General features: G+C 72.3%; 12 protein-coding genes. 6 read left to right on the top strand and 6 right to left on the bottom strand.

Going from position 1 to position 12,975, the window contains the following annotated elements:
- Positions 1-7: 7 nt before the first annotated feature.
- Positions 8-1,225 carry a histidine kinase gene (locus OG867_RS17945; RefSeq protein ID WP_328900847.1) on the bottom strand — a complete coding sequence of 406 codons (1,218 nt, stop codon included), beginning with the start codon at positions 1,223-1,225 and terminating at the stop codon, positions 8-10.
- Positions 1,226-1,319: 94 nt separating this feature from the next.
- On the opposite strand from OG867_RS17945, the gene OG867_RS17940 reads away from it, so the two are divergent.
- Both OG867_RS17940 and OG867_RS17935 read left to right on the top strand, forming a co-directional pair.
- Complete coding sequence (locus tag OG867_RS17940) at positions 1,320-2,288, top strand: SAM-dependent methyltransferase (protein ID WP_406286585.1); 969 nt, start codon at positions 1,320-1,322, stop codon at positions 2,286-2,288.
- A 73-nt stretch (positions 2,289-2,361) separates the two neighbouring features.
- Positions 2,362-3,504 carry an NADH-quinone oxidoreductase subunit D gene (locus OG867_RS17935; RefSeq protein ID WP_328900849.1) on the top strand — a complete coding sequence of 381 codons (1,143 nt, stop codon included), beginning with the start codon at positions 2,362-2,364 and terminating at the stop codon, positions 3,502-3,504.
- A 38-nt stretch (positions 3,505-3,542) separates the two neighbouring features.
- Here the strand turns inward: OG867_RS17935 and OG867_RS17930 are convergent, their stop codons facing one another.
- The 4 genes from OG867_RS17930 to OG867_RS17915 all read right to left on the bottom strand — a co-directional run bounded on the left by OG867_RS17930 (position 3,543) and on the right by OG867_RS17915 (position 7,090).
- A complete protein-coding gene (locus tag OG867_RS17930) occupies positions 3,543-4,532 on the bottom strand; it encodes a hypothetical protein (protein ID WP_406286583.1) in 990 nt (329 codons plus the stop codon).
- A gap of 114 nt (positions 4,533-4,646) precedes the next feature.
- Positions 4,647-5,624 carry an ABC transporter substrate-binding protein gene (locus OG867_RS17925; protein WP_328900851.1) on the bottom strand — a complete coding sequence of 326 codons (978 nt, stop codon included), beginning with the start codon at positions 5,622-5,624 and terminating at the stop codon, positions 4,647-4,649.
- Between the two features lie 85 nt (positions 5,625-5,709).
- Entirely contained in the window at positions 5,710-6,384 is a 675-nt protein-coding gene (locus OG867_RS17920; protein ID WP_328900852.1) for an ABC transporter permease, read from the bottom strand.
- 1 nt (position 6,385) lies between these two features.
- Entirely contained in the window at positions 6,386-7,090 is a 705-nt protein-coding gene (locus tag OG867_RS17915) for an ABC transporter permease (RefSeq protein WP_328900853.1), read from the bottom strand.
- A gap of 131 nt (positions 7,091-7,221) precedes the next feature.
- Here OG867_RS17915 and OG867_RS17910 point away from each other — a divergent pair, with 131 nt between their 5' ends.
- Positions 7,222-8,400, top strand: coding sequence for a betaine/proline/choline family ABC transporter ATP-binding protein (locus tag OG867_RS17910; RefSeq protein ID WP_328900854.1), 1,179 nt, complete (start codon positions 7,222-7,224; stop codon positions 8,398-8,400).
- An 84-nt stretch (positions 8,401-8,484) separates the two neighbouring features.
- Here OG867_RS17910 and OG867_RS17905 read toward each other — a convergent pair whose 3' ends face one another.
- Positions 8,485-9,606 carry an alpha/beta hydrolase gene (locus OG867_RS17905; protein ID WP_406286579.1) on the bottom strand — a complete coding sequence of 374 codons (1,122 nt, stop codon included), beginning with the start codon at positions 9,604-9,606 and terminating at the stop codon, positions 8,485-8,487.
- A gap of 140 nt (positions 9,607-9,746) precedes the next feature.
- On the opposite strand from OG867_RS17905, the gene OG867_RS17900 reads away from it, so the two are divergent.
- The 3 genes from OG867_RS17900 (at position 9,747) to OG867_RS17890 (ending at position 12,961) form a co-directional block, all read left to right on the top strand.
- On the top strand, positions 9,747-11,576 hold the full coding sequence (locus tag OG867_RS17900) for a phosphatidylglycerol lysyltransferase domain-containing protein (RefSeq protein ID WP_406286576.1): 1,830 nt from the start codon (positions 9,747-9,749) through the stop codon (positions 11,574-11,576).
- Positions 11,577-11,663: 87 nt separating this feature from the next.
- A complete protein-coding gene (gene folP / locus OG867_RS17895) occupies positions 11,664-12,461 on the top strand; it encodes a dihydropteroate synthase (protein ID WP_406291015.1) in 798 nt (265 codons plus the stop codon).
- Positions 12,458-12,961, top strand: coding sequence for a nuclear transport factor 2 family protein (locus tag OG867_RS17890; protein ID WP_328900857.1), 504 nt, complete (start codon positions 12,458-12,460; stop codon positions 12,959-12,961). The genes folP and OG867_RS17890 overlap by 4 nt, the downstream gene beginning before the upstream one ends.
- Positions 12,962-12,975 lie beyond the last annotated feature (14 nt).

Genomic DNA, 12,975 nt, shown 5'->3' with positions numbered 1-12,975 from the left:
CGTTCGTTCAGCGGTCGGCGGCCTTGAGGGGCAGCAACGCGCTGATCCGGAATCCTCCGCCGGGGCGCGGCCCGGCGTCCAGTGTGCCGCCGACCATGCCGACCCGCTCCCGCATGCCGATCATGCCGTGGCCGGCGCCGTCGGCGCCCCCGTCCTCGTACAGCTCGTGCCCGGCGCCCCGCCCGTCGTCCTCGACCAGCAGGCCGAGCCCGTCATCGAAGTAGACCAGCCGCACACTGGCCCCGACGTGCGGGCCGCCGTGCTTGCGGGTGTTGGTCAGCGCCTCCTGCACGATCCGGTACGCGGTCAGCTCGACGCCGCTGGGCAGCGGGCGGGCGGTCCCCTCGACCTTGAAGTCCACCGCCAGCCCGGCCTTGCGGACCTGGTCGATCAGCTCCTCGATCTGCTCGACGTCGGGCTGCGGGACGTACTCCCCGCTTTCCTGCGCGTCGCCCGTCCGCAGCACCCCGAGCAGCCGCCGCATCTCCGCGAGCGCCTGGCGGCCGGTGCCGGAGATGGTCTCCAGCGCCTGCCGGGCCTGGTCGGGCGCCGCGTCCATGACGTAGGCGGCGCCGTCGGCCTGGACCACCATCACGGAGACGTTGTGCGCGACGACATCGTGCAGTTCGCGGGCGATACGGGCCCGCTCGGCGGCCACCGCGACCTTCGACTGGGCCTCGCGCTCCCGCTCCAGGCGGGCCGCCCGCTCCTCCAGCTGGTCGAAGTAGGCCCGCCGGGTCCGCATCGAGTCGCCGAGCACCCAGGCCAGCACGAAGGGCACCGTCAGGACGGCGACGAGGAACAGCGTCTGCGCCCAGTTGCGCGGCGTGCCCTCCTCGTTCGGCCAGCGGAGCTGGGACAGCGTGGCGGCGGTCAGGCTGCAGGCCAGGGCGAGCCGGGAGGCCCAGCGCTCACCGACGGTCGCCACGGTGAAGGTGATGACGAGCATCGCGAAGTTCGCGACGTTCGGCCGGACGCCGCAGATCAGCTGGAGAACGCCCATCGCGATGGCGAGCAGCAGCATCTTCTCCGGCGCGCGGCGGCGCAGCGCGACGACGAGGCAGAGGCCGAGGACGACCGGCACGATCGCGATCCGTTCGAGACGGCCGCCGTGCCCGACGTCGCCCACCACGATGGTCATGCCGGAGAGCCCGAGGAGGACGACAGCCCAGAAGCTGTCGACGCCCGTCGGGTGTCTGCGGATGAAATCGTAGAGGCGTTGCACGTAACCCAGCGTAAAGAAGGCCGAGGGCCGCCGGGTCAACCGAAGGGCCGATCCGGGTCCCCGGACCGTACTCCCCAAGGTGGAGACTGGGCCAGTGACGGATGAGTGGCGTGGGTGGCAGGAGGCGGCGGAGACCGCTCTCTACGGCGACGAGGGTTTCTACCGGCGCCCCGAGGGCCCCGCGGGCCACTTCCGTACCTCTGTGCACGCCTCTCCCCTCTTCGCCGCCGCCGTCGCCCGGCTCCTGGTCCGTACGGCGGCGGAGCTCGGCACCGCGCGGGTGGACCTGGTCGACATGGGCGCCGGGCGCGGGGAACTCGTCACCGGCGTCCTGGCCGCGCTCCCGGCCGAGGGCGGGGCGGACCTCGCGGTGCGTGCGTACGCGGTGGAGCTCGCCGCCCGCCCCGAGGGCCTGGACCGCCGGGTGGAGTGGTGCGCACAGCCGCCGCCCGGGGCGCGCGGGCTGCTCTTCGCCAACGAGTGGCTGGACAACGTGCCGCTCCCCGTCGCGGAGACCGATGCCGAGGGCGTCGAACGGTACGTCGAGGTGCGCACCCGGGACGGCGCGGAGCGGCTGGGCGCTCCGGTGACCGGGGCGGACGCGGAGTGGCTGCGCCGCTGGTGGCCGTCGGCGGGCCCGGGCAGCCGGGCGGAGGTCGGCCGACCGCGCGACGAGGCGTGGGCGGCGGCGGTGTCCACGCTGTCCGCCGGGCTCGCGGTCGCGGTGGATTACGCGCACGTACGCGGGGAACGCCCGCCCTTCGGCACGCTCACCGGCTTCCGCGCGGGCCGCGAGGTCCGGCCCGTGCCGGACGGCACCTGCGACCTGACGGCCCACGTGGCCCTGGACGCGTGCGCGGCGGCCGCCCCGCACGCGACCGTACGCACCCAGCGCGAGGCCCTGTCCGCCCTGGGCATCACGGGCGAACGCCCACCCCTGACCCTGGCGTCGACCGACCCGTCCGCGTACCTCCGCGCCCTCGCGGCGGCAGGCGAGGCAGCGGAACTGACGGCCAGGGGCGGCCTGGGCGATTTCGGGTGGCTGGAGCAGAGGAAATTCTGAGCCCCTCCGGCGATTGAGGAGCGGGGTCCGGGGCAGAGCCCCGAGCAACGGCGCGGCACGCGATACTGACCCCATGACGGAGACGACCATCGGCATCGGCGGCGCAGCCGAACGCACCGACATGGTGCTCAACATCGGCCCCCAGCACCCCTCCACCCACGGCGTGCTCCGCCTCCGCGTCGTCCTGGACGGCGAACGCGTCCAGCACGCCGAACCGGTCGTCGGCTACATGCACCGCGGCGCGGAGAAGCTGTTCGAGGCCCGCGACTACCGCCAGATCATCATGCTCGCCAACCGCCACGACTGGCTCTCCGCGTTCTCCAACGAGCTGGGCGTCGTGATGGCCGTCGAGCGGATGCTCGGCATGGAGGTCCCGGAGCGCGCGGTCTGGACCCGTACCCTGCTCGCCGAGTTGAACCGGGTCCTCAACCACCTGATGTTCCTCGGCTCGTACCCGCTGGAACTCGGCGGGATCACCCCCGTGTTCCACGCGTTCCGGGAGCGCGAGGAGCTTCAGGCGGTGATGGAGGAGGTCTCCGGCGGCCGGATGCACTACATGTTCAACCGGGTCGGCGGCCTCAAGGAGGACCTGCCCGCGGGCTGGCTCGGCCGCGCCCGGGACGCCGTCGCCTCGGTCCGCTCCCGGATGGACGTGTACGACGGACTGGTCCTCGGCAACGAGATCTTCCGGGGGCGCACCCGGGGCGTCGGCGTGCTGTCGGCCGGGGCGGTGCACGCGTACGGGGTGTCCGGGCCGATCGCCCGCGCCTCGGGCGTCGACTTCGACCTGCGGCGCGACGAGCCGTATCTCGCGTACGGGGAGCTGGCGGAGACGCTGAAGGTCGTCACGCGGACCGAGGGCGACTGCCTGGCCCGGTTCGAGTGCCTGCTGGAGCAGACGCACAACGCCCTGGACCTCGCCGACGCCTGCCTCGACCGGATGGCGGACCTCGCGCCGGGGCCCGTCAACCAGCGGCTGCCGAAGGTCCTCAAGGCCCCCGAGGGCCACACGTACGCCTGGACCGAGAACCCGCTCGGCGTGAACGGCTACTACCTCGTGTCCAAGGGCGAGAAGACCCCGTACCGGCTGAAGCTGCGCTCGGCGTCGTTCAACAACATCCAGGCGCTCACCGAACTGCTGCCGGGCACGCTGGTCGCCGACATGGTCGCGATCCTGGGCTCGCTGTTCTTCGTCGTCGGCGACATCGACAAGTAGGCGACACCGGCCGGCAGGCGCCGACCGGCGCCACCGCGTTACGAGATCGCGCTGCGCAGCTGCGCGACGTCCAGCTGCTCCGTCTCGTCGTGCGCGGTGAGGTCGATGACCTTGCCGACGGCGCGGTCCTCCGGCGCGTCCGGACGCTGCGCGGCCAGGACCTCCTCGCCCACCACGTCGGCCAGGTCCTCGTTCTGCACGGACTCGATGGCGGCGCGCCCGGCCGCGGCGGGCACGGCCTTCTGCGTACCGAAGAAGTCGAAGTTGCCCTGCGGCACCGGATGGCGGCGGGACCCCGCGTACGGGACGACCGCGCCGGCGGCCGGCACCGGGCGCATGGCGGGCGGCTGGACGGCGGGCCGGGTGGCGGGCAGGGCGGCGGGCAGGGCGGCGGCCTTCGGCTGCTTCTCCTCCCGGGCGCGCTCCGCGAGATCCCGCTGCGCCTGATCGGCGATCCGGCGGGCGTTCTGGAGCGCCGCGTTGCGCGGGAGGTCGGCCAGCGCCCGGGCGGCGCGGGCGTAGGAGTCCGGGGTGGGTGTGGAGCGGGCCGGGGGCAGTGCGCGGGCGGGCGCGGACGCCTCGATCGCGAGCTGCCGCCGGCTCTCCAGGACGCTGGCGCGCTCGGTCTCCGCGTTGGCGTACCGGCGCAGCAGCGCGGCGTGTTCGCCCCGCAGCCCGGCCAGCTCGACGCGCTTGCGGCGCAGCTTCGTCTCCAGGCGGGCGCGGATCTCCCGCGCCTCCTCCAGGTCCGCTTCGAGCTCCGCCGCGCGCTCCTCGGCGCGCCACTCGTCGCTCGCGCGGGCGCGCGTCAGTTCGGCGACGCGACGGCCCGCATCGCGGTCCCAGCCGCGCATGAGGACGGCGCCGGTGACGGCGGCCGCGGCAGCGGCCGCGACCAGCGCGCGCAGGACCATGGTTTCGGTCGGCAGCCAGGCTCCCGCCGCACAGGCCACCGCCGCTCCGGCGACGGCCGAAGGCGGAAGGATTCTGTGCAGTGGTGGCGAATGGCGATGGCGTCCACGGGGCATGGCCCGAAATTTACCGTGTGCGCGGCGTACTTGGGGAGCCGCCCGGCAATCTGTGCCCGGCAAGTTACCCGGCGGCCCCCGTTCCCTGATCCGGCCTGACCCAAACGAAAGGCCCTACTTCTTGATCAGACCCTTCGACTGGAGATATTCGCGGGCCACATCGGCCGGCTTGGCGCGCTCCGCGTCGACCTTGCGGTTCAGTTGTGCGAGGTCCTCGGTGGTGAGTGCGCCGGTGAGCTTGCCGAGAGCGTCGGCTATCTCCTGGTCGCCCGCGTCCTTCGCGTTCAGGACGGGCAGGACGTTGTCCGCGTTCTGGAGCTTCTTGTCGTCGTCCAGGAACACCAGGTCGTAGGTGTCGAGCACGGCATCGGTGGTGGTGGTCAGCACGAGCTGGTCCTTGCCGTCCTTCACCGCCTGCTTGGACTGCGGGGTGCCGACGCCCTTGGGGTCGATTCCGGTGACGTCGATGCCGTACGTCTTCTTGAGCCCGGGTGCGCAGAAGGGCCGCACCTCGCACTCGTCGCCCGCCGCGACCTTGACGCCGATCTTCGCCGCGCCGAGATCGGAAAGGGTCTTCAGCTTGTGCTTGCCGGCGAATTCCTTGGTCACCGCGAACGCGTTCTGGTCGACGGCCTTCCCCGCCGGAAGGACCTTCAGTCCGCGCGGCTCGGCGAGCTTCTTCAGGGCGGCGACGGTGGCGGCGGTGTCGCCCGAGGCGACGGGCTTCGCCTCGGCGGCCTTCGCCCCGTTCACCTTCGCGTTGAGGAATTCCGCGATCGTCGCCGCGTATTCCGGTACGACGTCGATCTCGCCCTTCTCCAGGGAGGGTTCGTACAGTTCGCGGTTCTTCACGGTGGTGACCGAGGTGCTGTATCCGGCGTCCTTGAGGATCTGCGCGTACAGCTCGGCGAGCACCTTGGACTCGGTGAAGGCGGCGGCGCCGACGACGAGCGAGCCCTTCTTGCCGGAGTCCTGGCCTCCGGCCGGGGCGCCCTTGTCCTTCTCCAGGCTGTCCCCGCCGCACGCGGCGAGCGAGCCCGCCAGCGCGAGGATGCCGATGACGGCGCCGGCCATGCGTGAAGTGCTGGTCATGTTCTTCTCCGTCCACGGCGGCGAGGCCGTATGTGACAAGTGGTGCGTATGCGACAGGATTTACGGGTGGGGCGAGCCGGTGTCCCTACGCGGTCCGGCGGCGGCGCAGCGGGGACAGCAGACGGTCGACGGCCACCAGGACCGCCTCCACGAGCAGGGCGAGCACGGCGACCAGCAGGGCCCCCGCCACCACCTGCGCGGTGTCGTACGTGTTGAAACCGGCGGTGATGATGCGGCCGAGGCCGCCCTGCCCGACCATGGCCGCGATGGTCGCCGTGGCCACGACCTGGACGGCGGCCGACCGCAGCCCGGTCATGATCAGCGGGTAGGCCAGGGGGAGCTCGACGCGCAGGAAGAGCTGGCCGCCCGACATGCCCATCCCGCGCGCCGCCTCCGCCACCGAGCGGTCCACCTCGGTCATCCCCACGTAGGCGTTGGTCAGCAGCGGCGGCACGGCGAACAGCACCAGGGCGATGATCGTCGGTATGTACCCCGCGTTGCGCAGGGGCGAGACCATGAAGAGGGCCAGCACCGCGAAGACGGGCACCGCGCGCCCCACGTTGGCCAGGTTGACCGCGAGGGCGCCGCCCTTCCTGATGTGGCCCAGGTACAGCGCGAGGGGCAGGGCGATGGCGCAGGCCAGGGCGAGCGCGACACCGCTGACGTACAGGTGCTCGCTCAGCCGGTGGGCGGCCCCGCTCTCCCCCGACCAGTTGGCACCGGTGGTGAGCCAGGTCCAGGCGTCTTCGAGAACTCCCATGTCAGACCGCCTCCGCCGTGGCCGGGCCGGGTGCGGCGGCACGTATCCGCGTCCAGGGCGTCAGCAGCCGCTGCACCCCGAGCAGCAGCAGGTCCGCGACGACCGCGAGCAGCACGCAGAGCACGGAGGCGGCCAGCACCTGGGCCTTGAAGAAGCTCGGCAGCGCGTCCTCGATGAGATTGCCCAGGCCGCCCCGGCCGACGATGGAACCGACCGTGGTCAGCGCGATCGTGGACACCGTGGCGATCCGGATGCCCGCCATCAGCGCGGGCAGCGCGAGCGGCAGCTCCACCTCCCACAGCAGGCGGGCCGGCCCGTACCCCATGCCGTGCGCGGCCTCCTTCGCCTCCTCGGGCACCGCTTCCAGGCCCGCCAGGATGTTGCGTACGAGGATGGTCAGCGAATACAGCACGAGCCCGGTGACCACCAGGGCGGCGGAGAGCCCGAAGAGGGGCAGCAGGAGCGAGAACATCGCGAGCGACGGCACGGTGTAGAGCACCGTCGTCAGCCCGAGGACCGGTCCGGCGAATCCGCGGCCCCGGCGTGCGAGGAGCGCCAGCGGGAAGGCGACGGCCACACCGATCGCGACCGAGACGGCGGTGATCCAGATGTGCTGGACGGTGGCGTCCGTCAACTCCTGGCTCCGGGAACGGAGATACTCCCCGCAGATCCAGTCGTTCGTCACCAGGCAGTTCTGTCCGGCCATCCGTCCCCCCACCTCCCGTTCGCCTTCTCGTACTGATGTCCGGCGAGCCTATCCTCGACCACTGACAATCGCCGGGGCCGTTGTGTTCCAGCAACATGTCCTTCACAGAACACCCGCGACAATGGGGAACCATGATCCGTTTCGAGCACGTCACCAAGCGGTATGCGGACGGCACCACCGCCGTCGACGGCCTTTCCTTCGAGGTCGCCGAGGGTGAACTGGTCACGCTCGTCGGACCGTCGGGATGCGGCAAGACGACCACCATGAAGATGGTGAACCGGCTGATCGAACCGACCGAGGGCCGGATATTCCTCGACGGGGACGACATATCCGCCATCGACCCCGTCCAGCTGCGCCGCCGCATCGGCTATGTGATCCAGCAAGTGGGCCTCTTCCCGCACAAGACAGTCCTGGAGAACACCGCCACCGTTCCCCATCTCCTCGGCTGGAAACGCCAAAAGGGCCGCGCCCGCGCCGCGGAACTCCTCGACCTCGTCGGACTCGATCCTTCCGTTTATGGCGACCGCTATCCCGAACAGCTCTCCGGCGGACAGCGCCAACGCGTCGGCGTCGCCCGGGCGCTCGCCGCCGACCCGCCGGTCCTGCTGATGGACGAGCCGTTCGGCGCGGTCGACCCCGTGGTCCGCGAACACCTCCAGAACGAATTCCTGAAGCTTCAGGAACAGGTCCGCAAAACCGTCCTGTTCGTCACCCACGACATCGAGGAAGCGGTCCGGCTCGGCGACCGCATCGCCGTTTACGGGCAGGGCTCGATCGAGCAGTTCGACACCCCCGCGACCGTGCTCGGTGCCCCCGCCAACGCCTATGTCGCGGACTTCGTGGGCGCCGACCGGGGCCTCAAGCGGCTCTCGGTCACCCCCGTCGAGGAGAGCGACCTCGACCGTCCGCCCGTCGTCCACCTGGACGACCCGCTGTCCACCGCGACCGAACGCCTCCGCGCGGAGGGCGCCCGCTGGGCCGTCGTCCTGGACGGTGACGAGCACCTGCACGGCTGGATCCCCGCCGACGACGTGCGCACCGGCGCCAAGGGCACCGTCCGCGACCACGCCCGTCGCATGGAGGCGTGGCTTCCCCTCGGCGCCCCGCTCAAACAGGCATTCGCCACCATGCTCCAGCACGACGCCGGCTGGATCGCCGTCATCGACGAGGCGGGCGAGGGCCGCTTCCTGGGCGTGCTCACCCCGGCCCGGCTGCACGAGGCGCTGCGCCGCTCGGTCGGCGCGGACGGGCGCGCGGTCCCCCGCGCGGAGTTCGAGGTCGAGAGCGTGGCGGGCGCGGCGGGGCTCTGAAAGGGGCCGGCGGGCTCCGAGGAGGGCAGGGCCCTGACTGAGGGGAGGCGGAGCCCTGACTGAGGGGAGGCGGGGTCCGTACGCTCAGCTCTCGCTCAGCCGGCTGCTCAGCCACTCCAGCGCCGCCGGGATCTCCCGGCGCCAGGTGTTGAAGTTGTGCCCGCCGCTGTCCAGCACGATCGAGGAGACCTGCGCGGGCTGCTTCACCTTGGCCACGAACCTCTGCGTGCCCGCGTAGTTCGCCTCACCGTGGCGCGAGGTCGTCACCAGGAACGAGGAGTCCGGCTGCGGCCGGTTGTCCAGCGTCCACAGCAGGTCCGCCCGGTGCCGCGCCGCCTCGTCACCGTGGAAGAGGTCGCCGGTCGTCGGGTCCTCGGCCGCCTTGTAGTACGCGGAGAGCCCCGCGCTCGCGGCGTACCGGCCCGGGTGGTGCAGCCCGATCTTCAACGCGCAGTAGCCGCCCGTCGAGTTGCCGATGATGCCCCAGTTGCGGGCCCGCTTGCCGACCCGGTACCCGGCCGACACCGCCCGGGGCACGTCGTCCGCGAAGAACGTCTCCGTTCTGGGGCCGCCCTTTATGTCCACGCACTCCGTGTCCCGGGGCGGCGCGACGGTCGGACGCAGCATCACCAGGACCATGGGCTGCGCCCGTCCGGCCTTCACCCGTTCGTGTGCCGTACGCGGATAGCGCAGCCCCTTGATCAGGTTCTCCGAGGTGCCCGGGTAGCCGGTGAGGACCACCACCGCCGGGAACTTCCGCCGGGCGAACGCCGGCTGGAAGTACTCCGGCGGCAGATAGACGTACGCCGCACTCTCGATGCCCGAGTGCTTGCCCGCGATCACGACCTTGTCGATCCGGCCGCCCACCCTCGGCAGCGCCCCGCCCGGCACGTCCGGCCGCTGCGAGCCCACCCGCACGATGTTCTTCGCGACCAGCGTCCCGGCGGCGTGGTCGGTGACCACGCCCAGCTCCTGCTTGCGGCCGAACAGGTCGGCCCAGGAGCCGTAGAAGAGGAAGCTGTTGTTGGCCAGCAGGCCGACCGTGGCGAACACCGCCACCTGGGTCGCGAGCAGCATGCCCACCCGGCCGAGCACCGCGGGCGCGCTGCGCCGGGCGAGCCTCGGCCAGCACCAGACGGTGACGGTGAACAGCACGACGGCCAGCGCGACCGCGAGGATCAGCAGTGGCATGCCCGTAAGGCCCATGACCGGTGAACTTTCTGTCAGGAAATTTCCGGGCAGCGGGTGAACCCGCGGCCCGGAAGGATCGTCCTAGAGGTCGCACATCGTCCGTGGGGCTCCGGCCACCGGACTCCAGGAAATCTCTCGCGGAACCACGGGAAGCGATGTCTGTCACGCTAGATGGGGATAAATCAGGATCGGTTCCGGTTCGCGCACGTGCGTTCGCGCGCGGCCCCCGGCCGGAGTCCGTGCCCGCGCTCGTCGGCACGGCGTGCACCGCCGTCGGACTGATCGACGTCGCCGCCGGGGTCTTCCCGCGCTTCCGGCACAGCCGCATGCACAGTCTGGCCGAGGTCCTTCCCGGGGCCCTCGGCCCCTTCGCCGCCGCGCTCTCGCTCAGCGCCGGGGTCCTGCTGCTGCTCCTGGCCCACGGCCTCAAACGGCACAAGCGGCGGGCCTGGCGGGCCGCCGTCGTCCTGCTCCCGGCGGGCGCGCTGGCCCAGTTCAGCTACCGGCACTCGGTCCTGGGCGCCCTGGTCTCGCTGACGCTGTGCTACCTGCTGGTACGCCACCGGAGCGAGTTCGCCGCCCTGCCCGACCCGCGCAGCCGGTGGCGGGCCCTGGCCAACTTCGTTCTGCTCGGCGCCGGTTCGCTCGGCCTCGGCCTGGTCATCGTCAGCGCCCACCCCCGCCGCCTGGTCGGCAGCCCCAGCATCGCCGACCGCCTCCAGCACGTGCTGTACGGCCTGGTCGGCTTCGAGGGGCCCGTCGACTACTCCGGGGACACCTCCTGGACCGTCGGCTGCTCACTCGGCGCCCTCGGCCTGCTGACCGCCGTCACCACCATCTACCTGGCCTTCCGCCCCGAACACCCGGCCGCCCGGCTCACCGAGGACGACGAGGCCCGGCTGCGCGCCCTGCTCGAACGGCACGGCGGCCGCGACTCACTCGGCCACTTCGCGCTCCGCCGCGACAAGGCCGTCGTCTTCTCGCCCAGCGGCAAGGCCGCCGTCTGCTACCGCGTGGTCTCCGGCGTGATGCTCGCCAGCGGCGACCCGATCGGTGACGTGGAGGCGTGGCCCGGCGCCATCGAACGCTTCATGGACGAGGCCCGGGCGCACTCCTGGGCCCCCGCCGTCATGGGATGCGGCGAGACCGGCGGCGAGGTCTGGACCCGCGAGACCGGACTCACCGCCCTGGAGCTGGGCGACGAGGCGGTGGTCGACGTCGCGGATTTCTCCCTCGCCGGGCGTGCGATGCGCAACGTACGCCAGATGGTGAAGCGCATTGAGCGCAACGGCTACGAGACCCGTGTCCGGCGCGTGGCCGACATCGGCGAGGCCGAACTCGCCCGCATCCGCCGGGCCGCCGCCGACTGGCGCGGCACCGACACCGAACGCGGCTTCTCCATGGCACTCGGCCGGATCGGCGACACCGCCGACCGCGACTGCTTCGTCGCCACCGCCCACAAGGCGGACGAGCACGGCGACGGCTCCCCGTACGGCGACCTGAAGGCCGTGCTCCACTTCGTGCCCTGGGGCACCGACGGCATGTCCCTCGACCTGATGCGGCGCAACCGCTCCGCCGACCCCGGCATGAACGAGCTGCTGATCGTCGCCTCCCTCCAGGCCGCGCCCCGGCTCGGCATCAGCCGCGTCTCGCTGAACTTCGCGATGTTCCGCTCCGCGCTCGCCCGGGGCGAGAAGCTGGGCGCGGGGCCCGTCCTGCGGGTCTGGCGCGGGCTGCTGATCTTCCTGTCACGCTGGTTCCAGATCGAGTCGCTGTACAAGTTCAACGCCAAGTTCCGGCCACGCTGGGAGCCCCGCTTCGTGGTCTACCGCACCGCTCGCGACCTGCCCCGCATCTCCTTCGCCGCGATGCAGGCCGAGGGCTTCGTGCACCTGGCACTCCCCCGCCCCCTCCGGTTCGCCCCGCGCCGCCCCTGCGCCCACGCACGGCCCCAGGCGGGCGAGCAGGACGCGCGTACGGCATAGCGCGAGCCCGTACGGGCCTAGGCTGGTCATATGAGTACGTTGCGTGGGACCGTCCAGGGTCTGCCGGAGTGGGACCGCTGCGCGGTCATGGGCGTCGTCAACGTGACCCCCGACTCCTTCTCCGACGGGGGCCGCTGGTTCGACACCACGAGGGCCGTCAAGCACGGCCTCGACCTGGTCGCCGAGGGCGCCGACCTCGTGGACGTCGGCGGCGAGTCCACCCGCCCCGGCGCCAGCCGGGTGGACGAGTCCGAGGAGCTGCGCCGGGTGATCCCGGTCGTCCGGGGCCTGGTCTCGGAGGGCGTCACGGTCTCCGTCGACACCATGCGCGCCCGCGTCGCCGAGCAGGCCGTCGCCGCCGGCGCGGTCCTCGTCAACGACGTCAGCGGCGGCCAGGCCGACCCGGACATGGTCCCCGTGGTCGCCGCCGCCGGCGCGCCGTTCGTCGTCATGCACTGGCGCGGCTTCAGCGAGTCGATGAACAGCCGGGCGGTGTACGGGGACGTGGTCGGCGAGGTCACCGACGAGCTGCGCGCCCGGATGGACGCGGTGGTGGCCGGCGGCATCGCCCCGGAACGCCTCGTGATCGACCCCGGGCTCGGCTTCGCCAAGGACGCCCCGCACGACCTGGCGCTGCTGGCCGGGCTGGACGCGCTGCACGCCCTCGGCCGCCCCCTGCTGGTCGCCGCGTCCCGCAAGCGGTTCCTGGGCCACGTCCTGGCCCGCGAGGGCGCCGCACCGCCGCCCGCCCGCGAGCGCGACGCCGCCACCGCCGCCGTCTCCGCCCTCTCCGCCCGGGCCGGCGCCTGGGCGGTCCGCGTCCACGAGGTCCGGGCCACCGCCGACGCCGTCCGGGTCGCCCGCGCCATCGAGGGAGCCGCGTGACCGGGCCGGGCGACGAGGTGACCGGGCCGGACGACGAGCAGACGGACGCCGCCGCCGACATCGCGGCCGTCGAGCAGGCCAACACCGCGTACTACGAGGCGGTGGAGCGCGGCGACCTGGACGCGCTGACCTCGGCCTGGCTGCCGGACGAGGAGCTGACGGTCTCCTGCGTCCACCCCGGCTGGCCGGTGCTCAGCGGGCGGCGCGAGGTGCTGCGCAGTTACGCGCTGATCATGGCGAACACCGAGTACATCCAGTTCTTCCTGACCGACGTCAGCGTCTCCATGACCGCCGACACCGCGCTGGTGACCTGCACCGAGAACATCCTCAGCGGCGGCCCCGCCGAGGAGGGCGCCTCGCTCGGCCCGCTCGTCGGGCAACTCGTCGTCGCCACGAATGTGTTCCGCCGCACTCCGGACGGCTGGAAGCTCTGGTCGCACCACGGTTCGCCCGTACTGGCCGAAACCGGCGAGGAAGAGGACGAAGACCCCACGTCCTGAGCCGGCCCGGCCCA

This window comes from Streptomyces sp. NBC_00209, from assembly GCF_045206345.1.
Classification (GTDB): domain Bacteria; phylum Actinomycetota; class Actinomycetes; order Streptomycetales; family Streptomycetaceae; genus Streptomyces.
Note: the sequence above shows the minus strand (reverse complement) of the source record. Positions and strands in the feature narration are given on the sequence as shown.

Coding starts and splice junctions, on each gene's coding strand:
- OG867_RS17935 (WP_328900849.1), top strand. CDS start 2,362: ATGACGGAGACGACCATCGGCATCGGCGGCGCAGCCGAACGCACCGAC.
- OG867_RS17930 (WP_406286583.1), bottom strand. CDS start 4,532: ATGCCCCGTGGACGCCATCGCCATTCGCCACCACTGCACAGAATCCTT.
- OG867_RS17925 (WP_328900851.1), bottom strand. CDS start 5,624: ATGACCAGCACTTCACGCATGGCCGGCGCCGTCATCGGCATCCTCGCG.
- OG867_RS17920 (WP_328900852.1), bottom strand. CDS start 6,384: ATGGGAGTTCTCGAAGACGCCTGGACCTGGCTCACCACCGGTGCCAAC.
- OG867_RS17915 (WP_328900853.1), bottom strand. CDS start 7,090: ATGGCCGGACAGAACTGCCTGGTGACGAACGACTGGATCTGCGGGGAG.
- OG867_RS17910 (WP_328900854.1), top strand. CDS start 7,222: ATGATCCGTTTCGAGCACGTCACCAAGCGGTATGCGGACGGCACCACC.
- OG867_RS17905 (WP_406286579.1), bottom strand. CDS start 9,606: ATGGGCCTTACGGGCATGCCACTGCTGATCCTCGCGGTCGCGCTGGCC.
- OG867_RS17900 (WP_406286576.1), top strand. CDS start 9,747: ATGTCTGTCACGCTAGATGGGGATAAATCAGGATCGGTTCCGGTTCGC.
- folP (WP_406291015.1), top strand. CDS start 11,664: ATGGGCGTCGTCAACGTGACCCCCGACTCCTTCTCCGACGGGGGCCGC.